This window comes from Rhodospirillum rubrum ATCC 11170 (genome assembly GCF_000013085.1).
GTDB classification, from domain to species: domain Bacteria; phylum Pseudomonadota; class Alphaproteobacteria; order Rhodospirillales; family Rhodospirillaceae; genus Rhodospirillum; species Rhodospirillum rubrum.
Genome location: NC_007643.1, coordinates 1,297,787 through 1,324,526 on the forward strand (window position 1 = coordinate 1,297,787; position 26,740 = coordinate 1,324,526).

General features: G+C 64.8%; 18 protein-coding genes. 13 read left to right on the top strand and 5 right to left on the bottom strand.

All coding sequences use genetic code 11. The features are described from left to right. Positions 1–82 precede the first annotated feature (82 nt). The 4 genes from RRU_RS05765 to RRU_RS05780 all read left to right on the top strand — a co-directional run bounded on the left by RRU_RS05765 (position 83) and on the right by RRU_RS05780 (position 5,369). Complete coding sequence (locus tag RRU_RS05765) at positions 83–1,237, top strand: ATP phosphoribosyltransferase regulatory subunit (RefSeq protein WP_011388860.1); 1,155 nt, start codon at positions 83–85, stop codon at positions 1,235–1,237. Positions 1,238–1,339: 102 nt separating this feature from the next. After that, positions 1,340–2,629 carry an adenylosuccinate synthase gene (locus RRU_RS05770; protein ID WP_011388861.1) on the top strand — a complete coding sequence of 430 codons (1,290 nt, stop codon included), beginning with the start codon at positions 1,340–1,342 and terminating at the stop codon, positions 2,627–2,629. Positions 2,630–2,747: 118 nt separating this feature from the next. After that, positions 2,748–4,781, top strand: coding sequence for a protein kinase family protein (locus tag RRU_RS05775; RefSeq protein ID WP_011388862.1), 2,034 nt, complete (start codon positions 2,748–2,750; stop codon positions 4,779–4,781). Continuing rightward, positions 4,782–5,369 (top strand): hypothetical protein, encoded by a 588-nt coding sequence (locus RRU_RS05780; protein ID WP_011388863.1) that lies wholly within the window; start codon positions 4,782–4,784, stop codon positions 5,367–5,369. It begins immediately after the preceding gene. 313 nt (positions 5,370–5,682) lie between these two features. Here the strand turns inward: RRU_RS05780 and RRU_RS05785 are convergent, their stop codons facing one another. From RRU_RS05785 to RRU_RS05795, 3 genes are all read right to left on the bottom strand, one after another. Then, positions 5,683–7,383: a methyl-accepting chemotaxis protein gene (locus RRU_RS05785; protein ID WP_011388864.1), complete on the bottom strand. Its 1,701-nt coding sequence runs from the start codon at positions 7,381–7,383 to the stop codon at positions 5,683–5,685. Between the two features lie 367 nt (positions 7,384–7,750). Next, complete coding sequence (rpoH, locus tag RRU_RS05790; RefSeq protein WP_011388865.1) at positions 7,751–8,650, bottom strand: RNA polymerase sigma factor RpoH; 900 nt, start codon at positions 8,648–8,650, stop codon at positions 7,751–7,753. 219 nt (positions 8,651–8,869) lie between these two features. Further along, positions 8,870–9,901 carry an RluA family pseudouridine synthase gene (locus RRU_RS05795; RefSeq protein WP_011388866.1) on the bottom strand — a complete coding sequence of 344 codons (1,032 nt, stop codon included), beginning with the start codon at positions 9,899–9,901 and terminating at the stop codon, positions 8,870–8,872. A 52-nt stretch (positions 9,902–9,953) separates the two neighbouring features. Here RRU_RS05795 and RRU_RS05800 point away from each other — a divergent pair, with 52 nt between their 5' ends. Both RRU_RS05800 and RRU_RS05805 read left to right on the top strand, forming a co-directional pair. After that, positions 9,954–10,397: a hypothetical protein gene (locus tag RRU_RS05800; protein WP_014626097.1), complete on the top strand. Its 444-nt coding sequence runs from the start codon at positions 9,954–9,956 to the stop codon at positions 10,395–10,397. After that, positions 10,387–10,842, top strand: coding sequence for a M67 family metallopeptidase (locus RRU_RS05805; RefSeq protein WP_011388868.1), 456 nt, complete (start codon positions 10,387–10,389; stop codon positions 10,840–10,842). The genes RRU_RS05800 and RRU_RS05805 overlap by 11 nt, the downstream gene beginning before the upstream one ends. 30 nt (positions 10,843–10,872) lie before the next feature. On the opposite strand, the gene RRU_RS05810 is transcribed toward RRU_RS05805, so the two are convergent. Then, positions 10,873–12,333, bottom strand: a complete 1,461-nt coding sequence (locus RRU_RS05810) for an MFS transporter (RefSeq protein WP_011388869.1) — start codon at positions 12,331–12,333, stop codon at positions 10,873–10,875. Between the two features lie 75 nt (positions 12,334–12,408). Between RRU_RS05810 and RRU_RS05815 the strand changes: the two genes are divergently transcribed. The 4 genes from RRU_RS05815 to RRU_RS05830 all read left to right on the top strand — a co-directional run bounded on the left by RRU_RS05815 (position 12,409) and on the right by RRU_RS05830 (position 18,500). Then, positions 12,409–13,347, top strand: coding sequence for a helix-turn-helix transcriptional regulator (locus tag RRU_RS05815; RefSeq protein WP_011388870.1), 939 nt, complete (start codon positions 12,409–12,411; stop codon positions 13,345–13,347). Between the two features lie 144 nt (positions 13,348–13,491). Continuing rightward, on the top strand, positions 13,492–14,046 hold the full coding sequence (locus tag RRU_RS05820) for a TetR/AcrR family transcriptional regulator (protein WP_011388871.1): 555 nt from the start codon (positions 13,492–13,494) through the stop codon (positions 14,044–14,046). Positions 14,047–14,094: 48 nt separating this feature from the next. Further along, positions 14,095–15,333, top strand: coding sequence for an efflux RND transporter periplasmic adaptor subunit (locus RRU_RS05825; protein WP_014626098.1), 1,239 nt, complete (start codon positions 14,095–14,097; stop codon positions 15,331–15,333). An 8-nt stretch (positions 15,334–15,341) separates the two neighbouring features. Next, a complete protein-coding gene (locus RRU_RS05830; protein ID WP_011388873.1) occupies positions 15,342–18,500 on the top strand; it encodes an efflux RND transporter permease subunit in 3,159 nt (1,052 codons plus the stop codon). A 385-nt stretch (positions 18,501–18,885) separates the two neighbouring features. Here the strand turns inward: RRU_RS05830 and RRU_RS05835 are convergent, their stop codons facing one another. Further along, on the bottom strand, positions 18,886–20,076 hold the full coding sequence (locus RRU_RS05835; RefSeq protein ID WP_011388874.1) for an NnrS family protein: 1,191 nt from the start codon (positions 20,074–20,076) through the stop codon (positions 18,886–18,888). A gap of 176 nt (positions 20,077–20,252) precedes the next feature. Here RRU_RS05835 and RRU_RS05840 point away from each other — a divergent pair, with 176 nt between their 5' ends. The 3 genes from RRU_RS05840 (at position 20,253) to RRU_RS05850 (ending at position 26,732) form a co-directional block, all read left to right on the top strand. Then, positions 20,253–22,106, top strand: coding sequence for an ABCB family ABC transporter ATP-binding protein/permease (locus RRU_RS05840; RefSeq protein WP_011388875.1), 1,854 nt, complete (start codon positions 20,253–20,255; stop codon positions 22,104–22,106). Between the two features lie 137 nt (positions 22,107–22,243). Beyond that, a complete protein-coding gene (locus RRU_RS05845; RefSeq protein ID WP_011388876.1) occupies positions 22,244–25,705 on the top strand; it encodes a pyruvate carboxylase in 3,462 nt (1,153 codons plus the stop codon). A 49-nt stretch (positions 25,706–25,754) separates the two neighbouring features. After that, positions 25,755–26,732: an MBL fold metallo-hydrolase gene (locus RRU_RS05850; RefSeq protein ID WP_011388877.1), complete on the top strand. Its 978-nt coding sequence runs from the start codon at positions 25,755–25,757 to the stop codon at positions 26,730–26,732. Positions 26,733–26,740 lie beyond the last annotated feature (8 nt).

Below are 26,740 nucleotides of genomic sequence, written 5' to 3' on the forward strand. Positions count from 1 at the left end.
CCTTTGAGGACCGTTTCCGTTTGCGCGGCCGCCCCGTTCCGCGCTAAGGAAAAGGCCCATAGGCTTCCCCGATGATCGCCCGATGACCGTGACCGCCAAGACCGCCGCCAGGGCGCTTCTGCCCAACGGCCTGCGAGATGTCCTGCCCCCCGACGCCGCTTTCGAAGTGGCGACGGTGGAGCGTCTGGTATCCGTTTTCGCCGCCAATGGCTATGAGCGGGTCAAGACGCCGTTGATCGAATTCGAGGAGGGGCTGCTGACCGGCGCCAGTCGGGCCACGGCCGGCCAGACCTTCCGCGTCATGGATCCGATCACCCAACGCATGATGGGGCTGCGCGCCGATATCACCATCCAGGTCGCCCGTCTGGCGGCCTCGCGGCTGGCCAAGGCGCCCCGGCCGTTGCGCCTGACCTATTCGGGGCAGGTTCTGCGGGTCAAGGGTACCCAGCTTCGCCCCGAACGCCAGTTCACCCAGGCCGGAATCGAGCTGATCGGCGCCGGCGGCGTCGATGCTATCGCCGAATCCGTGCTGCTGACGGTCGAGGCCCTGGCCCAGGCCGGTTTGCCGCGGGTCACCGTCGATCTGAACTGCCCGCCGCTGGTGCCGGCTTTGTGCCGGGCGCTCGGGCTGTCGGAGGATCTGGCAGGCGAGTTGCGCAAGCTGCTTGAACAAAAGGATTTCACCGCCGCCGCCGCCCTGGCCGGTGACGCCGCCGGGGCGCTGTCGGCGCTTTCGGGAACGGTCGGACCGGCCGAGCGCGCCCTGCCGGTGCTGGCCGCCCTTGATTTGCCCGGGGAGGCGGCCGGGCATCGCGACGCCCTGTTGGCGCTGGCGCGCAAGGTGATGACCGCCGCGCCCGAGGTCGATGTCACCGTCGATCCGCTCGAACACAAGGGCTTCGAATATTATACCGGATGCAGTTTCGCCCTGTTCGCCCAGGGGGCGCGCGGCGAGCTTGGCCGGGGTGGCGAATATCCCGGCGATCTGAACGGGACGGTTGAACCCTGCTGCGGCGCCACCTTGTATATGGACGCGGTGCTTGATGGCATGGTCCGCCCGGCGCCGGCGCCGCGCGTTCTGGTGGCCTCGACCCTGGCGAGGACGACACGGCGCGCCTTGCAGGCCGATGGCTGGGTGACCGTGCCCGCCCTGACTGCCGAAGCCGGCGCGGCCGAGGCCCGTCGTCTGGGCTGTGGCCATGTTTTGGACGATGAGGGACGGCCCGTCGCCGTCTGAGCCGGAAGCAAGGACCCCGGGCAGGGGCCGATCGTCGTGGGTGATCCACGGCCGGCCGCCCGGGATTTCCCATGAATTTTTCTCGAATACGGGATGGATGCGATGTCGAACGTGGCCGTGGTTGGCTCCCAGTGGGGTGACGAGGGCAAGGGCAAGGTGGTCGATTGGCTGGCCGAGCGCGCCGATGTGGTGGTGCGTTTCCAGGGCGGTCATAACGCCGGCCATACCCTGGTCGTCGATGGGGTGACCTATAAGCTCAGCCTGCTGCCCTCGGGCGCGGTGCGCGGCAAGCTGTCGATCATCGGCAATGGCGTGGTGGTCGATCCCTGGGCGTTGTTCGAGGAAATCGAGCGCGTCGCCGCCCAGGGCGTGGTCATCACCCCCGAAGGCCTGCGCATCGCCGAGAACGCCGTGCTGATCTTGCCGCTGCACGGCAATCTGGACCGGGCGCGCGAAGCCGCCGCCGGCAATGCCAAGATCGGCACCACCGGGCGCGGCATCGGCCCGGCCTATGAGGACAAGGTGGCGCGCCGCGCCATCCGCCTGTGCGATCTGGCCGACGAAGACGTCTTGCGCTTCAAGGTCGAGCGCCTGCTGACCCATCACAACGCCCTGCTGCGCGGTCTGGGCGAGCCCGAGTTGGACGCCGACAGCCTGATCAGCGCCCTGCTGGAGATCGCCCCGCGCATCCTGCCCTTCGCCTCGCCGGTGTGGAAGGTGCTCGACGAGGCGCGCCGCGCCGGCAAGAAGATCCTGTTCGAGGGCGCCCAGGGCGCCATGCTCGATGTCGATCACGGCACCTACCCTTATGTCACCTCGTCCAACACAGTCGCCCCCAACGCGGCGACCGGCGCCGGAGTCGGCCCGTCGAGCGTCGGTTTCACGCTTGGCATCACCAAGGCCTATACCACCCGTGTCGGCGCCGGTCCGTTCCCGACCGAGCTGTTTGACGATATCGGCCGGACCATCGGCGAGCGCGGCCGCGAATTCGGCACGGTGACCGGCCGTCCGCGCCGCTGCGGCTGGTTCGACGCCGTGCTGGTGCGCCAGTCGGTGCTGGTCGGTGGCCTGCGCGGCATCGCCCTGACCAAGCTTGATGTGCTGGATGGCCTGGACGAGCTGAAGATCTGCACCGGCTATCGGCTCGATGGCCAGGTGATCGACCACCTGCCGGCGTCGATGAAGGCGCAGTCGCGGGTCGAGCCGATCTATGAAACGCTGGAAGGCTGGAAAGACAGCACCTTCGGCGCCCGCTCCTGGGCCGATCTGCCGGCCAAGGCGATCAAATACATCCGTCGCCTGGAAGAACTGATCGAGGCGCCGGTGGCCCTGCTGTCGACCAGCCCGGAGCGCGAGGACACCATCCTGGTGCGCGATCCCTTCCTCGATTAAGCGCGCGGTCTTGGCCTATTCGGCTGCGGGCGGGGTCAAAAGACTTCTGAACCGGCGTGCTGTCCGTTAGTCTGGGTCGGGAGCGGGAACCCGTCCCGCTTCTGAGCAGGGAGACGGCATGGCCCAGGAACCGGAGGTGGCGGCGACGGCGAGCGGTGGTGGCGAACCACCGGTCTTGCGCGACCGCTATGAGATCGACCCCGCCAAGCCCCTGCCGGGGCTGGATATGCCCAATGCCCACGCCTTCCGCGTGACCGACAAGCGCAACGGCCAGCGCGCGCTCTATGCGCTGGTCTGCGACGGGCCGCTGCCACCGCGCACCAGCGCCATGCGCACGCTGCGCGGCGTCAGCGCCCCCGGGCTGGTGCCCTTGGTCGAATGGGGCGTGGTCGATTGGCCGCCGATCGACGGGCGCTGCGTCGCCGTGGTTTACGAACGCCCCCTGGGCGGCCGGCTGATGAAAAGCGAGGACGAGGTTTTCCAGCCCGTTCCCGATCAATCCTTCGCCAAAATCATCTGGCGGCCGCTGATCGCCGGGCTGACCGAGCTGCAGGGGCGCTCCATCGCCCACCGGGCGATTCGGCCGACCAATCTTTACTGGATGGACCGCGAGCAGACGCGGATCGCCTTGGGCGACTGCACCACCTCGCCCCCGGCCTATGACCAGCCGGTGGGCTGTGAAACCATCGAAAGCGGCATGGCCAGCCGGGAAGGGCGGGGCGGCGGCTATTATCCCGATGACATGTACGCGCTAGGCGCCACCTTGGTGATCGCCTCGGTCGGCAACGACCCTTTGGCCGGGGTCGCCCCCGAAGCCATCGTCAGCGCCAAGATCGCCAATGGCTCCTATTCCACCGTGGTCGGCGACGAACGGGTGCCGCTGGGCGTCATCGAACTGGTGCGCGGTCTTTTGGTCGACGATCAGGAACAACGCTGGTCGCTGGAAACCATCGAGCTGTGGACCAACGGCCGGCGGATGAACCCGATGCAGACCCGCCAGGAAAAGCGGGCCCAGCGGCCCTTCGTGTTCCGGGGGGCGGAATATTACACCCGCCGCGCCCTGGCCCACGCCCTGTCGCAGGATTGGGAAACGGGCGTTCAGCCGATCATGGAAGGCAAGGTGGAAACCTGGCTGCGTCGCGGCCTGGAACTGGGCGATCTGGCCGATAGCGTTGGCAATGTGGTGCGGGCGGCCAATGTCACGGCCAAGGATGTCGGGCCGGTTCGCGATATGGCGGTGGCCGCCGTCCTTACCCTGATGGATCCGCGCGCGCCGATCCGCTATGGCAAGGTGCGCGTCCATATGGAGGCCTTCGGCACGGCGATGGCCTGCACCCTGGCGATGCGCGGCGATATCCGGCCCTATATCGATCTGATCCAGCGCGATATCACCAAGACCTGGATCGCCGCCCAAGAGGCCTTTTCCAGCGACTTCGGGCGCTTCGACGCCGAGTTCAAGGATCTGCGGACCTATTTGGTCCAAACGAGCAAGGGCGGCGGCATCGAGCGCTGCCTTTATGAAATGAACGAATCGCTGCCCTGTCGCAGCGCCTTGTTGCGCAATCAATGCGTTCTGGAGATCGGCGATCTGCTGCCCGCCCTGGAATGGGTGGCGGCCAAGGCCGATCAAAAGCAATCGCCCGCCGATCGCCACGTCGTCGCCTTTGTCGCCGCCCGCTATCCCAAGGACACCATGGGGCAGATCCATGCCTTGAACGACGAGGATCCGCGCAAGGCGGCGCTGGGCGTGCTCAGCCTGTTGGCCGTTTTGCAATGGAAGCTTGGTCCCGAGTCCCTTCCTGGTCTGGCCGCTTGGCTGGGGAGCCAGATGGCGCCGGCGATCAACAGCTACCACAGCCGCGAAAGGCGCAAGCGCATCGAAAAGGAACTGCCCAAGGTGGTGCGCAAGGGCAGCCTTCCCGATCTCTATTTCCTGCTCGACGACTCAAAGGAGCGCCAGCTTGATCTTGACGGCTTCCTGGCCGCCCGCCAGCAATACGCCCAGGCCGCCCAACAGGTGGCGGCCTTGGAAAGCGGCAATTACCGGGTGAGCGAGACCTCGGAGCGCCTGGGCCAGCAAACGGCGGCGTCGGTTTCCGTGGCCATCGCCATCGTCACCATCGTGTTCGTCTCTATTTCCAGGCTGATTTAGATGGCCAAGAAATCCGCCGCGCCCGCCAAGGGCAAACCCGCCGCCCCCGCCCCGGCCAAGGGAGAGGGGATGGGCTGGGGCATGCGTATCGGCCTGCTGCTGGTGGCGATCCCGGCCGTCGTCTTCATGGGGCCGACGGTGTTGTTGGTCTGTATCGCCCTGCTGCCGACCGGTGTCGCCTTCATTTCCGACCGCTCGATCAGCAAGACGGGGTGGCTGTGCGTCGGCGGCCTCAATCTCGCCGGCGCCGTTCCCTTCATCGCCACCTTGTGGGAGAAGGGCAACACGGTTGAAGCGGCGCTGCGGCTGCTGACCGATGTGCTGACCATCCTCATCATCTATGGCTCGGCCGGTGTCGGCTGGCTGCTCTATATCTCGATCCCCCAGCTTCTCGGAGCGTTCATGGCGATGACCGCCGGCCACAGGGTGGCGACGATGAAGGCCCAGCAGGACTCGTTGATCGAGGAATGGGGCACAGAGGTCAAGCAGGGCGCCGAAGAGGCGGTGGCCGAATTCATGCGGCGCGGCCGGGTGACCGACTTCGCCGAACCGAGGAAGTCCGCCGCCCAGCCGCCGCGTCGGGGGTAGGGCGATGAGCGGGGAAAAGCGCCCCTTTGGGGAAACCCCTCCTGATCCTTCACGCAAGGACCGGGAACGCGAAGCCGCTGTCGGCGTCCTTCAAAGGGCGATCACCGAAGGCGTCGACAGCGGCCGGGCTGTTCCCTTTGATCCCACGGCTTTTAAACGACGCATGCGCGAGCGCCCCCTCGACCGCTAGGGGAAAATCCCGAGCACTCTGAGCCATGTCGGGACGATTATCTTCTTCACTATCAATACATTAGAGCGGTGTGCGCGGACGAGATTTCACGCATACCGCTCTCATCGTGCGCCAAGGATCGTCCTATCCTTGGGTGCTGCGGATATGGCTGAGGAAGGCGCTGACCGCGCCTTGCAGGCGGGCGCTTTGGGCCGAGAGGGCATCGGCCGAGGTCAGAACGTCGGCGGCGGTCTGGCCGCTGTTGCGGGCCGCCGTTTCAACCGCGCCGATCGCCGAGGTGACCTCCTGAGAGGCGGTCTCGGCGAGATGGACGTTGTGGGAAATCTCTTTGGTCGCGGCGTTTTGCTGTTCCACGGCGGCGGCGATCATCCCGGCGACCTCGCAGAGCGTGGTGACCGATGTGCCAATGTCGCCGGTGGCGCTGACGGTGCTGCGAGTCACCGACTGGATTTCCTCGATGTGGCGGGCGATGTCCTCGGTGGCCTTGCTGGTCTGATTGGCCAGGGTCTTGACCTCGCCCGCCACCACGGCGAAGCCCTTGCCGGCCGCTCCCGCCCGCGCCGCCTCGATGGTGGCGTTGAGCGCCAGCAGATTGGTTTGGCTGGCGATATCGGAAATCAAGCGCACCACGTCGCCCACGCGTTGGGCGGCGGCGTTGAGCGAGTCGACCGTGGTGCTGGTTTCATTGACCCGGCTGACCGCCGATTGCGCCAAGGCGCTCGACTGGCCGGCCTGACGGCTGATTTCCTGGATCGAGCTTGAAAGCTCCTCGGTCGCCGCCGCCACCGTCTGGGTGTTCGACGAGGATTGCCGCGAGGAGCGGGCGACCGCCGAGGATTGTTGCAGGGTTTGCGAGGCGTCGTCGGTCATTTGCGCCGCCGAGGCCTTGAGGGTCCGCGAGGCTTCGGTCACCCCGGTCACCAGATCGCCGACTTCGGCTTCGAAATGCAGGGCCAGGGCCAGCATTTCGGACCGGCGCTCGCCGGCGATGCGCTCGGCTTCCTGATCGCGCTCGCGGCGCAGCCGTTCGGCCCCTTGCAGAAGCTCGCGCAGGTGTTCGAAGGAGCGGGCGAGCAGGCCGATTTCCGACCGCGACTGCGCCACATCAAGGTGGTGGTCGTAGTCGCCCTTGGTCAGGGTCTCCAGGCCGAGGATCACCGTACCCAACGGCCGGGTGATGCTGCGCACGACCAGGAAGCCGATGGCGAACAGGCACAGCGCGGCGGCGGCGGCCAGCAGGCCGACCGTCCAGGCCTGACGGGCGTTCTCGGCCCGGATGTCGTCGATGAACAGGCCCGTCGCCATCAGGGCGCCGAAGCTGGGGTCGCGAATGGCGATGAAAAGCTTGGGCGTGTTGTTCTCCGTCGATCCCGGTCGCCGCCCCATGCTTTCAAAAAAACCGCCGGTCGCCCCGGTGGTCGTCGCCAGGGAAATAAGCTGGGTGTAGAGGGATTTGAGCCCCGGATCGCCCTTTTCGAGCATGTTCATGCCGATTTCCTTGGGGCGGGTCGGGTGGACCAACAGAACACCCTTCTCATCGGCGGCGAAAAAGTAATTGCCGTTGTCGTAGGTGATCTTGCCCAGGGCCTTGAGCGCCTGATCGCGGGCTTCGGCCAAGGATAGCTCGCCGGCGTCCGCCCGGGCCTTGTATTGGCCCATGGTGCTGATCGCCGTTTCCGACAGCATGTGCAAGGTGGCTTTTCTGTCGTCCATCCGCGCTCGGGTGGTGGCGCTCAGGCCGATGAAAACAACCAAGGCCAGCGTAAGAAGGACGAGCGCCCCCAGGCCGAGAAGGCGATTAAGGATCGAGAGATTGCGAAGCATCTGGCTTGGACTCCAGGAACCGAGCGTCATCAAGCCATTCATAGTTGCGAAGGGTCTTAAGAATTCGGTAAAAAAATCGAAATAAGCCCATTTTTATTGATACAATTCGCCCCAAATTCCGAGCGTTTTTAAATATAAAGCCGCTTCGGGAAGAGGCGGCTTTATAAAAAGAGATCCTGTCCAGGGGGGCTTTGCGTGGACGGATCGGGCATGGGCAGGGGCGATCCCCGTCCACGGCCCTTCTTCCCCGGAGGGGGCGCCGGCCAAAACGGTGAGCGGGAAATCGCGTCCCCGCTCACCGCTCTAAAATCGTGATAGTCCGGCAAATCGTCGTCGCACCCTGGTTCAGAGGGCTCGGGGATTTGCTCTAACAGGCGACCGCGGCGACGGCGGGCGCCGCCCCGGTCATCGCCCCGTGCATCCATTTCTGCAGCTTTTCAAAGGCCCGCACCTCGATCTGGCGAACGCGCTCGCGGGAGATGCCGTAATGCTGGGAGAGATCTTCCAGGGTCACCGGATCATCGCGCAGGCGGCGCTGGGTCAGGATGTGGCGCTCGCGCTCATTGAGGGATTTCAAGGCTCCCGACAGCAGGGCGCGGCGCTGGCCCATTTCCTGGCTTTCGGCCAGGGTGGTTTCCTGATCGTCGCTTTCGTCCACCAGCCAATCCTGCCATTCGCCATCGCCATCCATCCGTACGGGGGCGTTGAGCGAGTGGTCGGGGCTCGACAGCCGGCGATTCATGTTGATGACATCCTGCTCGGGCACCCCCAGCTTGGTGGCGATCTGGGTGACCTTGTCGGGATGCATGTCGCCTTCGTCCATCAATTGAAGCTGGCCCTTCATCTTGCGCAGATTGAAGAACAGCTTTTTCTGGGCGGCGGTCGTGCCCATTTTGACCAGCGACCAGGAATGCAGGATGTACTCTTGGATCGCGGCGCGGATCCACCACATAGCATAGGTGGCCAGACGGAAGCCGCGCTCGGGATCGAAGCGTTTCACCGCCTGCATCAGGCCGACGTTGCCCTCGCTGATGACCTCGCCCATCGGCAGACCATATCCGCGGTAGCCCATGGCGATCTTGGCGACGAGACGCAGATGGCTGGTCACCAGACGGTGGGCCGCTTCGGAGTCGCCCGAATCGCGCAGGCGCTGGGCGAGGGTGTATTCTTCTTCGGGGGCAAGCATGGGAAATTTGCGGATGTTCTGCAAATATCGCGTCAAATTGCTTTCAGGACCGATTGAAAGACCAGGAGCCACTGTCGCCATGGAATCCTCCTCAATAGACCCCCGGGGCTGGCATGGGCCGAACCGGGGCCATAATGGGTGCGGGACGATGCGGTCTGTGGATCGGCGAGGGAGGTTTTATGCTTCCCGGGTTTGACGAGCCCTTTGCGCCGACACTCATTCCTCATCCCCAAATGAATCTCTGCGACCTTCTTTATCCCCTAGACTCAAGGATAGAATATTGCAGTTCGGGGGTCAAGATTAGAGTTTGATTGCGTTTCGACTCGAAATTGACGCTACGGCACTGATATCCAAGGGCAATTCTGACAAAAATTCGAGGGATTCTCCGGTGCGGGGATGCAAAAACCCTAAATGAAACGAATGTAAGGCCTGTCGCGTCAGTCGCGCGATCCTCTCGGATAAATCACCCGGGAGTTTCTTTGGAATATTTCTATGTCCATAAACCGCGTCACCGAGAAGCGGGTGGCCGATATGGGCCATATGCACGCGCACTTGATGGGTCCGCCCGGTCGACAACGTGCACTTCACTATCGAGGCGATTCCTTCGACATCGCCAACCACCCGATAATGGGTCAAGGCGCGCTTTCCGCCGCGACTGACCACCGCCATTTTCTTGCGCTGGGTCGGATGGCGCCCCAAAGGGGCGTCGATGCTGCCGGCCGCCGGTCGCGGGCGTCCCCAGACCAGACACAGATATTCCCGGGTCAGCGAATGGCAGGCGAATTGTTCGGCCAGCCCGTGGTGGGCGAGGTCGGTCTTGGCCGCGATCATCAGGCCGCTGGTATCCTTGTCCAGGCGATGGACGATGCCCGGCCGCCGCTCGCCGCCGATGCCCGAAAGCGACGGGCCGCAATGGGCGAGCAGGGCGTTGACCAGGGTGTGATCGGGATTGCCCGGCCCGGGATGGACGACCATGCCCGCCGCCTTGTCGATAACAATCAGATCATCGTCCTCATACACCACGGTGAGGGCGATGGCTTCGGGCTGGGGGGTGGCGGCGATCGGCGGCGGCTCTTCAACGCGGACGGTCTGACCCGGTTTGACCCGGCGCGACCCTTCGCCTATGGTCTGGCCATTCACGCTGACCCGCTTTTCGCCGATCAACTGCTGCAAGCGGGCGCGCGAGAGGGTGGGGATGACCGTGGCCAGCCATTTATCCAGGCGTTGTCCGGCGGCCTCGGCGTCGACGGCGCGCTCGTAAACGATCGGCGCGGCGGCTGCCTCGTCATCGAAGCCGTCGTCCAGGTCGTTGCTGTCGTCGCTGCTGGCCATGGCCCAAGGGTCACCCGGCGTCTCCGGGGAATCAAGAGAAAGGCTCCGCGTCATGCAGGCCATTAAATCGCTCGTCGTGTTCATGGGCATCCTGATCGTCGCCGGCATCGGCTTGTTGGGCTACGGCCTATACAGCAAGAGAGCCCACCTCGGCGAGCCCGCCGCGACGCCCCAGGCCGCCCAGCCCATCCCCGCCTTTGCCGCTCCGCCCCAGGCCCTTCCCCAGGCTGTTCCGCCGGCCCAGCCCGGCGCCCGCCCCGGACAGATCGCCGGGGGATGGGAGCGCGCGCCCGGCATGGCCCCGCCGGCGCCGCTCCGTCCCTTCGATACCCTCAGCCTGGGCGAACCGGCGGGCAGCACGGTGCGGACCTATCAGGTCTCGGGATCGGTGCTCGTGCTCGAGGTGGTGGGCGGCGGCAAGCCGGCCCGCTTCATCGCCGTGGACCTGAACGCGGGCGCGATCATCGGCCGCCTTGTGCCCACCGATGCCCCTTGAGGCCGCCGCCCGGGTGATCCTGCCCGCCGCCTTGCGCGACAGCCTGACCCGGGCCGCCGAGGCCGCCCATCCGGTGGAGGCTTGCGGTCTGCTGGTCGGCCGCAGGGACGGGGCGGGGTTCGTCGTCGATGCCGTCCACCCCGCCGTCAATCTGTTGGTCGATAGCCACCCCGACCGCTTCGAGATCGATCCGCGCCTGCGCATCGGCCTTCAACAGGACCTGCGCGGCAGCGGTCGCGATGTCATCGGTCACTGGCATTCCCACCCCTCTGGCGTCGCCCAGCCGTCGCCCACCGATGCGGCGATGGCCTTTGAAGGCAGTCTGTTGTGGCTGATCATCGCCACCGACCCGACCACCGGCCGGGTCTGCGGCCAGGGCGCCTTCCGCGCCACCGGCCGCTGCGGCGCCCCCGAGGCCGCTTTCCTGCCGCTCGAAACCGTGTGACGGCGGGAAGATCACCCTCTGTCCCTTCCGTCATCGTGCCGCTTTCTTGCGCGCGATCCAGGCGATCAGCGCGCTAGCGAGAAGAGCGGCGGCGACGTTGTAGAGCATCGCCCCGGAAAAAGCGGCGCCGTAGCGGCTCGGGTCGGGTTCGGCTCCGTTTGACGGGCCAGACAGAAGGGAGACGAAGAAGATGCCAACGATCGACACACCGAAAGCGCCGCCCACCTGCTGCATGGTCGCGATGATACCGGCCGCCATGCCGGCGTGACGGTCCTCGACAAAGCCGATGACGAGATTCAGCAGCGGCGTCATCGACAACCCCTGTCCAAAGCCGAACAAGATCAACGCCGGTAGCAAGGAAAGCGCATCCTCCTTGCCGGTCAGGCGCGACGTCATGGCGATCAACCAAGCGATCCCCGCGGCGTAGATCAGGGCGCCGCCCCAGATGGCGGCATTGCCCCAGCGTGACACCAGCTTGGGCGCAAGCAGAGAGGCCGCGACGAAGCCGACGCTCGCCGGCGCGAACAATGCCCCGGCCGCGAAGGGCGTTAGGCCCAAACCCGATTGCAAGAGCAAGGCGAAGCAGAGAAACAGCGACGTTGCGGTCGAGTAGATCAACAAGACAACGACGGCGCCGATCGAGAATCCCCGCCGGGCGAACAGGCCGAGATCGATGGCCGAATGGGCGGCGCGGCGTTCCCAGGCGAGAAAGGCGGCAAGCAGCGCCGCCGAAGCGGCGAAGCTGGCCCAGGTCCAGGCGGGCCAGCCGCTGTTCGGACCTTCCAGCAGCGGCACCAACAGAAGCAACAGGCCGGCGGTGGCAAGGCCGACGCCCGGCCAGTCGACGACGCTGGCGCCCGGCGCCTTCGAGTCCGGCAGGGTGTGGACGCAGAGCGCGGCCCCCAGGCTGATGGGCAGATTGATCAAAAAAATGATGCGCCAGCCAAGGCCAAACAGGTCGCTTTCGACGATCAGCCCGCCCAGCACCTGACCGGCGATGGCGGCCATGCCCAGCGTCATGCCAAGAAGGCCAAAGGCGCGGCGACGGCCGGCGTCATCGTACATCACGCGCAACAACGCATAGACCTGGGGAAACAAGATCGCCCCCGCCGCCCCTTGCAGGAAGCGGGCGACGATCAGGCTCGCCGCATTGGGCGCGATACCGCACAGAAGTGACGTCAGGCCAAAGCCCAGCAGGCCAAAAGCAAAAAGCCGGCGGCGGCCATGGATGTCGCCCAGGCGGCCCCCGGCGATCAGCAATACCCCAAAGGCCAGTTCATAGCCGGCGATGACGAAGCCGATCTCGGCGAACGTCGCGCCCAGGTCCCTCTGCATCGAGGGGATGGCGATGTTGACGACGAACAGGTCGAAGACGGTGATGAAGCCACCAAGCAAAAGGATGGCAAGGGCGAGCGGAGACTGGGCGGAAGCCCCGCCCAGGCGGGATGGCGAGGAAGGAGCTTCGCTTCGTGAAACGCAAGTGTCGGACATGGGGACCCCCGTGGTTGAAACCACGGGATAGGCCGGGCATAATCCTGTTACTAGAGAGGAAGTTATACTATTACTATGAGCAACACCCAGAACAGCCGCCTTGAGCGCACCCGCACGGACCTTGGGGATTTTCTGCGTCGGCGACGCGAGAGCCTCTCGCCGCTTGATGTCGGGCTTCCCCCGGGCCGACGGCGACGGACGCCCGGGCTCAGGCGGGAAGAGGTCGCGGCGCTCGCGGGCGTTGGCCTTAGTTGGTATACGTGGCTCGAACAGGGCCGCGATATAACCGTCTCGGTCGCTTTTCTCGATAACGTTTCGCGCGTGCTGAAACTGGACGAAACGGAGCGGCGCCATCTGTTCGTGCTGGCGCACCATCGCCCGCCGGCCATCAACGGCCGCTCCTGGTGCGTGCTGCCGCCGCTGGTGCGCAGGCTGATCGACGATCTGGTCCTGCGGCCCTGCTATGTGTTGAATCTGCGCTGGGATGTGATCGGCTGGAATAGGGCCGCCGACCGCCTGTTCGGGTTCGAGGCGCGCGATCGGGCGGAGCGCAACATGCTGTGGATGTTGTTTTCCGATGAAAGCCTGTCCGCCAGGATCGTCGAATGGCCTCTGCAAGCGCCGCAGATCCTTGCCAGCTTCCGGCGCGATTATGCGCAGGCGGCCGACGACGAGGATATGATCGGTCTGGTGACGGCCCTCGAGCAGCGATCCCCCGCCTTTCGCGATCTTTGGCGTCGCCATGACGCGCATGGCCGGTGCCAGGGGCGGCGCGGATTCCTCATTGATGGAATCGGCGCGGTCGCCTTCGACCATTCCACGTTCCTCATCGACGAGGAAAAGCACCTGCGGCTCGTCACCTATGCCGCCCTCGCCGGAGAGGCCGCCAGCGAACGCTTCGAAGGCTTGCTTCACCCCCCGGTGCGCTCGTCTTCCCCGGAGGCCGCGATGGGCTCGTTGACCGCTCCAGCCCCCCTGGCCGAGCAAACCACGAGTCCACCCAAGGCAGATTGACCAATAACCCCCTCAGCCCGCCGGCGCATTTACACCTAGCCCGATAATGCCGACAGGCCTGACCCGGCGCGTCAAATGCGTTCCGAGAAAAATATGGCAAAAAAGAACGAACGTTCGTATACCTAACCCAAGCAGGAGGGGACGATGACACGCGGTAGAAGAATTACGTCTGATGATATTCTGGAGGCTGTCGAGCGTGTGGTGCTGCGACTTGGTGCCGCCGGTCTTTCGATCGACGCCGTTGCTCAGGAAGCGGGCGTGAGCAAATCGCGCGTGGTTTATGATCACAAGTCGAAAAGCGCGCTGCTGGAAGCGCTGATCGAGCGTCATATAGAACTGGAGGACGCCCGTATCGGTGAAGCGATGGCCTCGGCCAGGGATACGCCGCATCCGGAGCTCTTTGCTCGCATTGCTGTCGCCGAACCCGAGTTCAACGAAATCGACAAGGCCGTGGCAATGGCCATCAGCGCCTCGGTGACGAACGAGGACAGGCTGCAAACGCGGTTGAGGGAATGGACGCGCAAGGATCTTGCGGCCGTCACTCATACCGATCGTCCCGAGGCGGGCTTGCTCGCCTATCTGGCGCTCTGCGGCTTCTACTGGATCGAGCTTGGAAGCTTCCTTCAATGGAGCCCCGACGAGCGGTCAAGGGTTCTCGAAGGAATCCGCAAGGTATTCACCTCCTACCCAGAACCCTAACAACGCGCCGCGCCCAAGATGCGTGGCCAAGCTCTCAGGATTACTCCCATGCCCGTTCTTCGCAGGCTGCGGATCAGCCCGCGCCCCGTTGGCTTTGCTGCAAGCGGCGTCGTCATAGCCTTTATTGCCGTCGCCCTCTTCCTTGGCGGCGGCACCCCGTCACCGGCCAACGAGGTCGGTCAGATGCCGCCGCCCGCGGTCGGCGTCATGACGATCGAAGCAAGGCCTCTCGCCGTCATGAATGAACTGCCCGGCCGGATCGCCGCAACACGCGTTTCCGAGGTTCGCGCCCAAGTGTCGGGCATCCTGCAGGAGCGTGTCTTTACACAGGGCACGCCCGTCACGAAAGGGGACGTTCTCTATCGGATCGACGCCCGTCTGTTCCGCGCTCGCGTCGCGAGCGCGGAGGCTTCGCTGGCGCGTGCGCGTTCGACGCTGACAAACGCCCGTAACCAGATGTCCCGCCAGGAATCCTTGCGCAAGAGTAACGTCACCAGCGGGGCTCAATACGAGGCGGCGGTCGCCGCCCTGGAGCAGGCCAATGCAGACGTCGCCTTTGCGCAAGCCGCCTTGGACGAGGCGAGGATCAATCTCGCCTATACTGACGTGCGAGCGCCGATCAGCGGCATCATCGGCGCGGCCCTGGTCACCGAGGGCGCGTTGGTGACGGCTGACGGTTCGCAGAATTTAGCGCTGATCCAGCAGATCGACCCGGTTTACGCGGATTTCACGCAGTCGGCGCAGCAGCTTCTCGCCCTCCGGCGTGCTGTCAACGAAGGCAAGCTGGCGTTTCCGGCTCCCGGCGAAGCCCGTGTCGAACTTCTGTTCGATGACGACTCGGTCTATTCGAAGCCGGGGCGGCTGCTGTTCGCCAGCGCCAGCGTCGACGCCACGACCGGCCAGGTGACCCTGCGCGCGGAATTCCCGAACTCAGATGGCGACCTCCTGCCGGGCATGTATGTGCGCGTTCGTGTCGAGCAGGCCGTGCACCAGCATGCCATCACCATTCCTCAGCGGGCGGTGCTGCGGACGCAAGATGGCCGGGCTCAGGTCTATGTCGTCTCGGCGGACGATACCGCCGTCGCGCGTGAGGTCAGGCTTGGACAGGTGCAAAACGATGAGTGGCTCGTCGAAGCCGGGCTGAAAGCCGGCGAGCGCGTGGTTATCGATGGCGTTCAAAAGGTCGTTGCAGGAGGGAAGGTCGCGGCGGAGCCGTGGAATCCTGCCGCCACCAACCAAAAATCGGCGGCGCAACAGGAAAGAGCGCCTGACCAACCAGCGCAATAGGTTTTCTCATGGCACAGTTATTTATCAAGCGGCCCATCCTTGCCTGGGTATTCGCGATCTTCATCTCGATCGCCGGCATCATCGCTCTGCCGTTGCTTCCCGTTGCGCAGTACCCCAATGTCGCACCGCCGCAGCTCAGCCTGTACACGACCTATCCGGGCGCCTCCCCCCAGGAGATCTATCAGGGGGTCACGAGGCTGATCGAGGAGGAACTAAACAGCGTCGATAACTTGATCTATTTCGAATCGACCTCGGACTCCACGGGGGGGATCACGATCAATGCGACGTTCCAGCCGGGAACCAATCTCCAACAGGCATCCGTCAACGTGCAAAACGCCATCCGCAGCGTCGCATCGCGGCTGCCTGCGGCTGTCACCGCACAGGGCGTTACGGTGGAAGAGGTCACAGCCGGTTTCTTGATGTTAATCACGCTGACCTCAACCGACGGGGCGGTCGATGAGGTCGGTCTTGGGGACTATCTGAACCGCAATATGCTCGGCGAGCTAAGGCGCATCGATGGCGTTGGCAAGGCTCAGCTCTTCTCGGCTCAACGCGCCATGCGCGTCTGGATCGACCCCGACAAGATGGTTGGTCTCAAGTTGACGGTCGGCGATATCAACACCGCCATCACAACCCAGAACGCCCAGGTGGCCGCTGGTCAGATAGGCGCCGCGCCCAATCCGGTCAGCCAGGATCTGACCGCGACGGTGCTGGTGAAGGGGCAACTGACCGATATCGAAGAGTTCGGCAACATCGTGCTGCGCGCCAACCCGGACGGCTCGACTGTCCGGCTGAAGGACGTTGCGCGCCTGGAGGTTGGCGCGGAGAGCTACAACTTCTCCAGCCGTCTCAATGGGCAGCCGAGTGCGGCCGTCGCCATCCAGTTGTCCTCGACGGGCAACGCCGTGGCGACCTCGGCCGCCATCAAGGCCAAGCTGGACGAGCTTTCCCGCTTCTTCCCGTCCGGGGTTCAATATGACGTGCCATATGACACCAGCCCGTTCGTTTCGGCGTCCATCCAGAAGGTTTTGATGACCCTTCTGGAAGCGGTCGGGCTCGTCTTTTTGGTGATGTTCGTCTTCTTGCAGAACTTCCGCTACACTGTCATTCCGACGCTCGTGGTCCCGATCGCCCTGCTGGGCACATCCGCCGCCATGCTAGCGACGGGCTTTTCAATCAACGTCCTGACCATGTTCGCGATGGTGCTTGCGATCGGCATCCTCGTCGACGACGCCATCGTCGTCGTGGAGAACGTCGAACGGATCATGGCCGAGGAAGGCCTGTCGCCAAAGGCTGCGACGAATAAGGCGATGACGCAGATTACCAGCGCGATCCTCGGCATCACGCTGGTGCTGTCGTCGGTCTTTATCCCGATGGCCTTCTTCCCCGGCTCGACGGGCATCATCTATCGCCAGTTCTCGCTGACGATGGTGGTGTCGATTCTTTTCTCGGCGTTCCTGGCGCTGTCGCTCACCCCCGCACTCTGCGCGACGTTCCTGAAGCCGATCAAGCAGGGGCATCACGACAAGAAGGGCCTCGGCGGCTGGTTCAACCGGAAGTTCGACCGCCTGACCGCGGGCTATTCGCGTTCCGTGACGGGACTGGTGCGTCGCGCCGGCCGGGTGATGGTCGTCTACCTCGCCCTGGTGGTCGGGCTTGGCTATCTGTTCGTGAACCTGCCGAGCGGCTTCGTGCCCAACGAAGATCAGGGCTACTTTCTGGTCGACGTCCAGGGACCGCCCGAAGCCAGCGCCAACCGCACGGTCGCGTCCATCAAGCAGATCGAGGAGATTTTCAAAGGCGAGTCCGCCGTGCGCGACGTGCTCGTCATCCAGGGCTTCAGCTTCTCAGGCAGTGGCGCCAACGCCGCCATGGTTTTCGTCACGCTGAAGGACTGGAAGGAGCGTGGCGCCGGCAACACCGTCGACGAAATCACCGAACGGGTGAACATGCGATTGTTCGCCCTGAAGGATGCGACCTCGTTTGCGTTGTCGCCGCCGCCGATCGAAGGGTTCGGCACGACGAATGGCTTCAGCTTCCGTCTTCAAGACAGGAGCGGACTTGGGCAGCAAGCGCTTAGCTCGGCGGCCGCAAAACTGATGGCCAAAGCCGAACAAAGCCCGGTGCTGACAGGCCTGCGTATTGAAGGTCTGCCGGACGCTGCTCAGGTGGTGCTGGTGATCAATCGTGAGAAGGCCAACACCTTTGGTGTCACCTTCGCAGATATCAACAGCACGATCACCGCCAATCTCGGATCGTCCTATATCAATGACTATCCGAATGCGGGACGCATGCAGCGTGTCATCGTGCAGGCGCAGGACCGGGATCGACTGCAGGCCGATGATCTGTTGAAGCTGAACGTGCGCAATGCCGGCGGCGGCATGGTGCCGTTGTCGTCCTTCGCGATCGCAGAATGGCAAAAGGGCGCACCGCAGATCGTCGGTTACAACGGCTATCCGACAGTGCGTATCGCCGGTGAGCCGGTACCGGGCCAGTCGACCGGCGCCGCGATCGCCGAGATGGAGCGGCTGGCGTCCGAACTGCCGGAAGGCTTCGGCTTCGAATGGACCGGTCAGGCCCTCGAAGAGATCAAGTCGGGTTCACAGGCGCCGATGCTTTTCGGGCTCAGCATCCTGTTCGTCTTCCTGCTGCTCGCGGGCCTCTATGAAAGCTGGTCGATCCCGCTTTCGGTGATGCTCGTCGTGCCGCTCGGCGCGATTGGATGCGTGCTTGCCGTCATGATGCGTGGGATGCCCAACGACATCTATTTCAAGGTTGGTCTGATCGCGATCATTGGTCTGTCGGCGAAGAACGCGATCTTGATCGTGGAATTTGCCAAGGACTACTTCGCTCAAGGACGGTCGCTGTTCGATTCGGCCGTGGACGCCGCCCGGGTTCGGTTTCGGCCGATCGTCATGACGTCGCTCGCCTTTGCGCTCGGCGTCGTGCCGCTGGCGATCGCGACCGGACCGAGCGCCGCAAGCCAGAACGCCATCGGTACGGGCGTTCTGGGCGGCATAATCCTGGGAACCATTCTGGCGATCTTCTTCGTTCCGGCCTTCTTCGTCTTCGTGCTGAAGCTCTTCCGCACGAAACGGCCGGTCGAGGACCACGAGGACGACAAGCCCGAAACCGGTGATGAGGTCGCCGGGAAGCCCGTGGCCTGAGCTGAAGAATGTCCCGCCTTCCCAAGGCGGGACATTCCATTCACCCATTTCCAGTTTTCCGCTTACCGGGTTCTGTGGTGGTGCCGTCTGTTCGGATAGATCGGCGGCCCGACTACGCTCATCCCGGATCATGATCATGTCCCGGAGACGGTGTTGTCGCGATTTGAAAAGACACCGCCTTGGATGTCCGTCCCGCGAACACGGAGTACGGCCGTCGGGTGTTGTAAAAACTGATCCCTTTCGCCAAGCCCTGGCGCAATTTCCGTGTAACCTTACCCATTTGCCCTGTCTTTCCTCAGGTCGGGATTAGCTTATCACTCGGTCCGATTTTCCGGCGCCACCTCACGTAAAGGGGCCGACGAGGGGGCGTTGCCGTCCTCCGGCCTCACACCCCAGCGATTCTTTTGCGCAGCAGCATCGGGCCATAGAGGATCAGGAAGCCGAGATGGGCGAGGATCCACAGGCTGGCGCTGGCGTGGAGCGCCCATAATCCCAGATCGGGCAGGGCGGCCGACAGCACGCGCAGGGTGACGGCGGCCAGCAGCAGGGCGAAAAGCGCCGTCGTCGCCGGGCCGGCCCGCAGCGGGCGGCCGGTATGGCCGAGGATGGCGCGGGTCATCACCGCCAAAATCATCGTGCCGAAGGCGCCCACTCCCAGGGCATGGGCGGCGGCGACCTCGGGCAGCAGGCCGATCCCGGCCGCCGCCAGCAAGATCAGGCCGATCGGCAGCCAGACATAGCCCAGGTGGAGGATGATCAGCAGCGGTTCACGCCGCGTCGCCCATCCCCGCCAGCGCCCAAGGCGCAGCGCCTGGGCCAAGCCGGCGGCCAGGGCCAGCGGCGCCCAGGCAAGGCCGAGATCGGCCAGCCAGGCGGCCAGGGTGAGGGCGGTCAGGATCAGGGCAGCGCGATCGACGGCGCCGAAATCGGGCGGCAAAAGGCCGCTGTACGTCGTCTTGCCCGGGCCGCTCAGCCAATTGCGGGTAAAGGTCGGAATAATCCGCCCGCCGATCAGGCTGATCATCATCACATAAGTGGCGATGCCCAGCCTCTGGCCGAGGCGGGTGGTCTCGGCCAACCCCAGGGCGCCGGCGTGATGGAGGGCCGAAGCCAGGGCGAGGAGCAGCACCAGCCCGACCACTACCAGATTGCGCCGGTTGCCGCTGCGGATCAGGGCGCGCGCCGTCCACAGGGCTAGGAGGATCGGCAGGGCGACATCAAGGACGGCGGCGGTTTCCCCGCCAAGCCCGGCCGAGGTCAGAATCGCCAACCGGCCCAAAGCCCACAGCCCGGCCAAAGCCAGCAGGGGCGCGCCGACCAATGGCGGCTGGCCGGTCCAATTGGGGACCGCCGTCAACAAAAAGCCGGCCACCGCCGCCCCCGCATAGCCAAAGAGCATTTCATGGACATGCCAGTCGACTGGGGCGAAAGCCGTTGGGGCTTCGGCGGCGCCGATCAGCCAGGGCAGCCACAGGCCCATGGCCAAGGCCGCCCACAAGCCCGCCGCCAGGAAAAAGGGACGGAAGCCCAGGCTGAGGAAGGGAACGTCGCGCGACAGGATCGGGGGGGCGCTCATGGCGGGGATCTCCGGCGGGAGGGGCGGGGAGGGAGGGGCCAGCTTAGGGGGGATGATCGGGGGCCGCCTTGAGCATGGATAAGCCGCCGGCCGGGGGCGGGCGCGCACGGCTTGCGCTGTCGGGGTGGGGGGCTTAAGTCAGGGAGCCCTTCCGCCGTCCTGTAGAGTAGGCAACCGTGAGAAGACCCGCTTCCACCCTTCCTCCGCCGACCACCTCGGGAGCCGTCCGCGACTGGCGGGTGATCGCCCGGCTTCTCCCCCACCTGTGGCCGGCCGATGCCCCGGCCCTGCGCCTGCGGCTGGTGCTGTCGATGGGCGTGCTGCTGCTGGCCAAGCTGGCCGGGGTGGTGGTGCCTTTGTTCTATAAACACGCGGTTGACGCCCTGTCGGTTCCCGAACGCGCCGCCATTGTTTTGCCGCTGGGCGTGATCGCCGCCTATGGGCTGGCCCGCCTGGGCAATCTGGCCTTTACCGAGATCCGCGACCTGTTGTTCGCCCGGGTGATCGAGCGGGCGATCCATGTGTTGTCGCTGCGCACCTTCCGCCATCTCCACGGCCTGTCGCTGCGCTTCCATCTTGATCGCCAGACCGGCGGCCTGAGCCGGGTGATCGAACGCGGCACGCGGGCCATCGAGGTGGTGCTGCGCCAGTTCGTGCTGCGGGCCGGACCGTCGTTGATCGAACTGGTGATGGTCTGCGGCGTGCTGTGGACGCTCTATGACTGGACCTATGCGGTGGTGATGGTCGGCGCCCTGGCGGTTTATGTCGCCTGGACGCTGGCGATCACCGAATGGCGGCTGGATTTCCGCCGCTCCATGAATACCCACGACGCCGAGGCCAGCTCAAAGGCCATCGACAGCCTGATCAACTACGAGACCGTCAAGTATTTCGGCAATGAGGAGCACGAGGCCAAGCGCTTCGACCGGGCGCTGTCGGCCTATGAGGAGGTCGCCGTCAAATCCCACCGCTCGCTGTCGCTGCTCAACGTCGGGCAAAGCGCCATCATCTCGCTGAGTCTGGTGGCGGTGATGATCATGGCCGCCGTCGATATTCGCGGCGGACGGATGACGCCGGGCGATTTCGTGCTGGTCAATACCTACCTCTTGCAGCTTTACGTGCCGTTGAATTTTCTGGGCATGGTGTACCGCGAGGTCAAACAGGGCTTGGTCGATATGGAGGTGCTGTTCGGGCTGATCGATCGTCCGCCCGAAGTCGCCGATCCTGCGAACGCCGCCGATCTGGTGGTGCGCGGCGGCGCCGTGCGCTTCGAGGGCGTGCGCTTCGCCTATAATCCCGAGCGCGAGGTGCTCAAGGGCGTCAGCCTGGAGATTCCGGCCGGCGGCACCCTGGCGGTGGTCGGCCACTCGGGGGCGGGCAAAAGCACGCTCTCGCGGTTGCTGTTTCGTTTTTATGACGTGACCGGCGGCCGGGTGCTGATCGATGGCCAGGATTTGCGCGATGTCACCCAGGCGTCTTTGCGCCGGGCCATCGGCATCGTCCCCCAGGACACCGTGCTGTTTAACGACACCATCGGCTATAACATCGCCTATGGTCGCCCGGGGGCCTCGCGCCAGGAGGTCGAGCGCGCCGCCCGCCTTGCCGCAATCCACGATTTCGTCCAGAGCCTGAAGAACGGCTATGACACCCAGGTCGGCGAGCGCGGCTTGAAGCTGTCGGGCGGCGAAAAGCAGCGCGTCGCCATTGCCCGCACCATCCTCAAGGATCCGGCGATCCTGATCCTCGATGAAGCGACCAGCGCCCTTGACAGCCATACCGAACGCGAGATCCAGGGGGCCTTGCGCGATGTTTCGCGCGGTCGTACCACCTTGGTCATCGCTCATCGGTTGTCGACGGTGATCGATGCCGATCGCATTCTGGTGCTCGATGGCGGGCGGGTGGCCGAAAGCGGCAGCCATGACGACCTGCTGCGCGCCGAGGGTCTTTACGCCGCGCTTTGGCGCAAGCAACAACAGTCTTCGAGCCTTGCCGTCGACGAGGAGGCTGATACCATTCTTCCCGCTCCGGCCTAAGGGGGCCAACCGGAAAGGGTTTCTTGTCGATCAACCCGCCTCTCCCTTGCAATCGCCTGATCAACTCAGCATTCTTGCCGCGCCGCAACACATGCGGGTTTTCCCGTCGATCCGTTCTTAAGAAAGATCCTCCCGACATGACGAGTCAGTCTCCGAGAAAGATCACCAAGATCCTTGTCGCCAATCGGGGCGAGATCGCCATTCGCGTGTTCCGCGCGGCCAATGAATCGGGGATCCGCACCGTCGCCATCTATGCCGAGGAGGACAAGCTGTCGCTCCATCGGTTCAAGGCCGACGAAAGCTATCTGATCGGCACCGGCATGGGCCCGGTGCGGGCCTATCTGTCGATCGACGAGATCCTGCGCGTCGCCCGGCAAAGCGGCGCCGACGCCATCCACCCCGGCTATGGCTTCTTGTCGGAGAACCCCGAGTTCGCCGAGGCCTGCGCCGAGGCCGGGCTGATCTTCATCGGTCCGCCGCCCGAGGTCATGCGCTCGCTTGGCAACAAAGTCTCGGCGCGCGCCATGGCCGAGGCCGCCGATGTGCCGGTGATGCCGGCCACCGGCCCCCTGCCCGAGGAGATCGACCTCATCCGCCCGATGGCCGAAAAGGTCGGCTATCCCCTGATGCTCAAGGCGTCGTGGGGCGGCGGTGGGCGCGGCATGCGGGTGATCAACACCCCCGACGAGTTGGAGCGTCAGGTCTCGGCCGGCCGGCGCGAGGCCGAAGCCGCCTTCGGCAATGGCGAGGTCTATCTGGAAAAGCTGGTGCTGCGCGCCCGCCATGTCGAAGTGCAGTTGCTCGGCGATCATTACGGCACGGTTGTTCATTTGTTCGAGCGCGATTGTTCGGTCCAGCGCCGCAACCAGAAGGTCGTCGAGCGGGCGCCGGCCCCCTATCTGACCCCCGAAAAGCGCGAGGAGGTCTGCGAGGCCGCCCTGCGGCTGGCGCGGGCGGCGGGCTATGTTTGCGCCGGAACGGCCGAATTCCTGATGGATGCCGATACGGGTGACTTCCATTTCATCGAAGTCAATCCCCGCATCCAGGTTGAACATACGGTGACCGAGGAGGTCACCGGCATCGATCTGGTCAAGGCCCAGATCCGCATTTGCGAAGGCGGCCATATCGGCGTCGTCGAGGAAACCGGCGTGCCGGCCCAGGCCGATCTGCGGCTGCAGGGCCATGCCATTCAATGCCGGATCACCACCGAGGATCCGGAAGCCAATTTCATCCCCGATTACGGCCGCATCACCGCTTATCGCGGGGCGACGGGCTTTGGCATCCGCCTGGATGGCGGCACGGCCTATTCGGGGGCGGTGATCACCCGCTATTACGACAGCTTGCTGGAAAAGGTCACCGCCTGGGCGCCGACGCCCAAGGAGGCCATCGACCGCCTGGACCGCGCCCTGCGCGAATTCCGCATTCGCGGCGTGGCGACCAATCTGGCCTTCGTCGAGAACCTGATCAACCATCCGAAGTTCCGCGAGGCGTCTTATACCACCCGCTTCATCGACGAGACGCCCGAGCTGTTCCACTTCGACCGCCGCCTTGACCGGGCGACCAAGCTTTTGCGCTTCATCGCCGATGTGACGGTCAACGGCAATCCCGAGGTCAAGGGCCGGGTTCTGCCCACCCCCGGACCGGCGCCGCGCCTGCCGATCGTCCAGGCCCAGGAGCCGCCGCGCGGCACCCGCCAGATCCTGGCCGAACTGGGGCCGACCGGTTTTGCCGAATGGATGCTTGACCAGAAGCGCACCCTGGTCACCGACACCACCTTCCGCGATGCCCATCAGTCGCTGCTCGCCACCCGCATGCGCAGCTTCGACATGATCCAGGTCGCCGATGCCTATGCCCGCAATCTGCCCGAGCTTTTCAGCCTGGAATGCTGGGGCGGCGCCACCTTCGATGTCGCCATGCGCTTCTTGCGCGAATGCCCCTGGGAGCGGCTGGCCGAACTGCGCCAGCGCGTGCCCAATATCTTGTTCCAAATGCTGCTGCGCGGCGCCAATGGCGTTGGCTATACCGTTTATCCCGACAATGTGGTCAAGGGCTTCACCCATAAGGCGGCCGAGGCCGGCGTCGATCTGTTCCGGGTGTTCGACAGCCTGAACTGGGTCGAGAATATGCGCGTCTCAATGGACGCTGTGCTTGAAACCGGCAAGCTGCTCGAAGGCGTGGTCTGCTACACCGGCGATATCAACGATCCCGAGCGCAGCAAATACGACCTTAAATACTATGTTTCGATGGCCCGCGAACTGCGGAAGGCCGGCAGCCATATCATCGGCATCAAGGACATGGCCGGTCTGGTCAAGCCGCGCGCCGCCTATGCCCTGGTCAAGGCGCTGAAAGAGGAAACCGGCCTGCCGGTGCATTTCCACACCCACGACACCAGCGGCATCAGCGCCGCCAGCGTGCTGGAGGCCGTGCGCGCCGGGGTCGATGCGATCGACGCGGCGATGGACAGCTTCTCGGGGCTGACCAGCCAGCCCTGCCTGGGCTCGATCGTCGAAGCCCTGCGCTTTTCCGAACGCGATACCGGGCTTGATCCGCTCATCGTCCGTCAGGTCAGCGATTATTGGGAAGGGGTGCGCCGCCAGTACGCCGGCTTTGAAAGTGATCTGCGCTCCGGGGCCTCGGAGGTGTATCTCCACGAAATGCCCGGCGGCCAGTTCACCAATCTGAAGGAGCAGGCCCGCGCCATGGGGCTGGCCGGCCATTGGCACGAGGTGGCGCGCACCTATGCCGAGGTCAATCAGATGTTTGGCGATATCGTCAAGGTGACGCCGTCATCCAAGGTGGTCGGCGACATGGCGCTTTATATGGTTGGCGCCGGGCTGACCCGCGCCGATGTCGAGGACCCCGACAAGGACGTGAGCTTCCCCGAAAGCGTCGTTAGCCTGATGCGCGGTGAGCTGGGTCATCCGCCCGAGGGCTTCCCCGAAGCCCTTCAGCGCAAGGTTCTGCGCGGTCAGGCGCCGTTGGCGGGCCGCCCGGGCGCGGCGGTGCCGCCGGCCGATCTGGCCGCCGAGCGCAAGACCGCCGAGGAAAAGGCCGGACGGGCGATCAGCGACGAGGAATTCCAGTCCTATCTGATGTACCCCAAGGTGTTCATCGACTACGCCAAGCAGCGCGCCGAATTTGGTCCGGTGCGCGTGCTGCCGACGCCGATCTTCTTCTATGGCATGAAGCCCGGCCAGGAGACCGCCGTCACCCTGGAAGCCGGCAAGACCCTGGTGATCCGCTGTCAGGCCCTGGGCGAGACCGATGAAGAGGGGATGATCAAGGTTTTCTTCGAACTGAATGGCCAGCCGCGCGTTGTGCGCGTGGTTAACCGAGCGGTCAAATCGACGGTCATCCAGCATGAAAAGGCCGATCCGGCCAATCCCACCCATGTCGCCTGCCCGATGCCCGGCTTGGTCTCGTCGGTTGGCGTGAGCGTCGGGCAGACGGTACGGGCGGGCGATCCGCTGCTGACCATCGAGGCGATGAAGATGGAAACCTCGATCACCGCCGAACGCGCCGGGGTGATCGAACGCCTGCCGATCGCCGCCGGCACCGCGGTGGAAGCCAAGGACCTGCTGGTCGTCTACAAGGGCTGAGCCTGGGGCAAGGGGGCTTCGGCCCCCTTTTTCCCCCAAGGATCTTCTGATGTCCGATCACTTCGACGGAACGCGTTTTTTCAATCCGGGACGCCCGGAAAACCTCGGGATAGGATCTTTCCTGCGCTGGCGGTGGAGCCGCCGACCCGAACCCTGGCCCACCCATATCGACGAGCCGGTCGCCCCGGCCCCGCTGGCGGCGGTGGGCAAGGATCGCCTGCGCTTTAGTTTCATCGGTCAGGCCAGCGTGCTGATCCAGACCAACGGGCTGAATATCCTGACCGATCCGGTGTTTTCCGAGCGGGCGAGCCCGCTGCCGTGGGTCGGGCCAAAGCGGGTGCGCGCCCCGGGCATCGCCCTGGACGCCCTGCCGCCGATCCATGCCATTTTGCTTAGCCATAACCATTACGACCACATGGATCTTGCCAGCTTGCGCGCCCTGGCCAAGCGCTGGGGCGCGCCGATCCTGACTGGCCTGGGCAACACGCGCTATCTTGGCCGACGCGGTGTTCCCGGCGGCATCGATCTGGACTGGTGGCAGGCCCATAGCCTGGAGAACGGCACCGAGATCACCTTCGTACCGGCCCAGCATTGGTCCAAGCGCGGTCTGTTTGACGGACGCAAAACGCTGTGGGGCGGTTTTTTCATCAACGCTCCGGCCGGATCGGTCTATTTCGCCGGCGACACCGGCTATCCCGGCCCCTTCCGCGCCATCCGCCACCGCCTGTGGTCGCCCGATGTCGCCCTGCTACCGATCGGCGCCTATGCGCCGCGTTGGTTCATGGGCGAGCATCACATGGACCCCGAGGAGGCGGTGGCGGCCTTTGACGAGCTTGGGGCGCGGGCCGCCCTCGCCCTGCATACCGGCACCTTCGCCCTGGCCGACGAGGGGATCGACGCCCCGGCCCAGGCTTTGACCAAGGCCCTGGCGCGCAAGGCCATCCCCAGCACGCGCTTCGTGCCGCCGCCCTTCGGCTTTGCGCTGGAATGGACGCCCGAGACGGGGATTTCGCCCGCTTCGTCTTGAGCCGGGGC

Coding starts and splice junctions, on each gene's coding strand:
- RRU_RS05765 (WP_011388860.1), top strand. CDS start 83: ATGACCGTGACCGCCAAGACCGCCGCCAGGGCGCTTCTGCCCAACGGC.
- RRU_RS05770 (WP_011388861.1), top strand. CDS start 1,340: ATGTCGAACGTGGCCGTGGTTGGCTCCCAGTGGGGTGACGAGGGCAAG.
- RRU_RS05775 (WP_011388862.1), top strand. CDS start 2,748: ATGGCCCAGGAACCGGAGGTGGCGGCGACGGCGAGCGGTGGTGGCGAA.
- RRU_RS05780 (WP_011388863.1), top strand. CDS start 4,782: ATGGCCAAGAAATCCGCCGCGCCCGCCAAGGGCAAACCCGCCGCCCCC.
- RRU_RS05785 (WP_011388864.1), bottom strand. CDS start 7,383: ATGCTTCGCAATCTCTCGATCCTTAATCGCCTTCTCGGCCTGGGGGCG.
- rpoH (WP_011388865.1), bottom strand. CDS start 8,650: ATGGCGACAGTGGCTCCTGGTCTTTCAATCGGTCCTGAAAGCAATTTG.
- RRU_RS05795 (WP_011388866.1), bottom strand. CDS start 9,901: ATGGCCAGCAGCGACGACAGCAACGACCTGGACGACGGCTTCGATGAC.
- RRU_RS05800 (WP_014626097.1), top strand. CDS start 9,954: ATGCAGGCCATTAAATCGCTCGTCGTGTTCATGGGCATCCTGATCGTC.
- RRU_RS05805 (WP_011388868.1), top strand. CDS start 10,387: ATGCCCCTTGAGGCCGCCGCCCGGGTGATCCTGCCCGCCGCCTTGCGC.
- RRU_RS05810 (WP_011388869.1), bottom strand. CDS start 12,333: ATGTCCGACACTTGCGTTTCACGAAGCGAAGCTCCTTCCTCGCCATCC.
- RRU_RS05815 (WP_011388870.1), top strand. CDS start 12,409: ATGAGCAACACCCAGAACAGCCGCCTTGAGCGCACCCGCACGGACCTT.
- RRU_RS05820 (WP_011388871.1), top strand. CDS start 13,492: ATGACACGCGGTAGAAGAATTACGTCTGATGATATTCTGGAGGCTGTC.
- RRU_RS05825 (WP_014626098.1), top strand. CDS start 14,095: ATGCCCGTTCTTCGCAGGCTGCGGATCAGCCCGCGCCCCGTTGGCTTT.
- RRU_RS05830 (WP_011388873.1), top strand. CDS start 15,342: ATGGCACAGTTATTTATCAAGCGGCCCATCCTTGCCTGGGTATTCGCG.
- RRU_RS05835 (WP_011388874.1), bottom strand. CDS start 20,076: ATGAGCGCCCCCCCGATCCTGTCGCGCGACGTTCCCTTCCTCAGCCTG.
- RRU_RS05845 (WP_011388876.1), top strand. CDS start 22,244: ATGACGAGTCAGTCTCCGAGAAAGATCACCAAGATCCTTGTCGCCAAT.
- RRU_RS05850 (WP_011388877.1), top strand. CDS start 25,755: ATGTCCGATCACTTCGACGGAACGCGTTTTTTCAATCCGGGACGCCCG.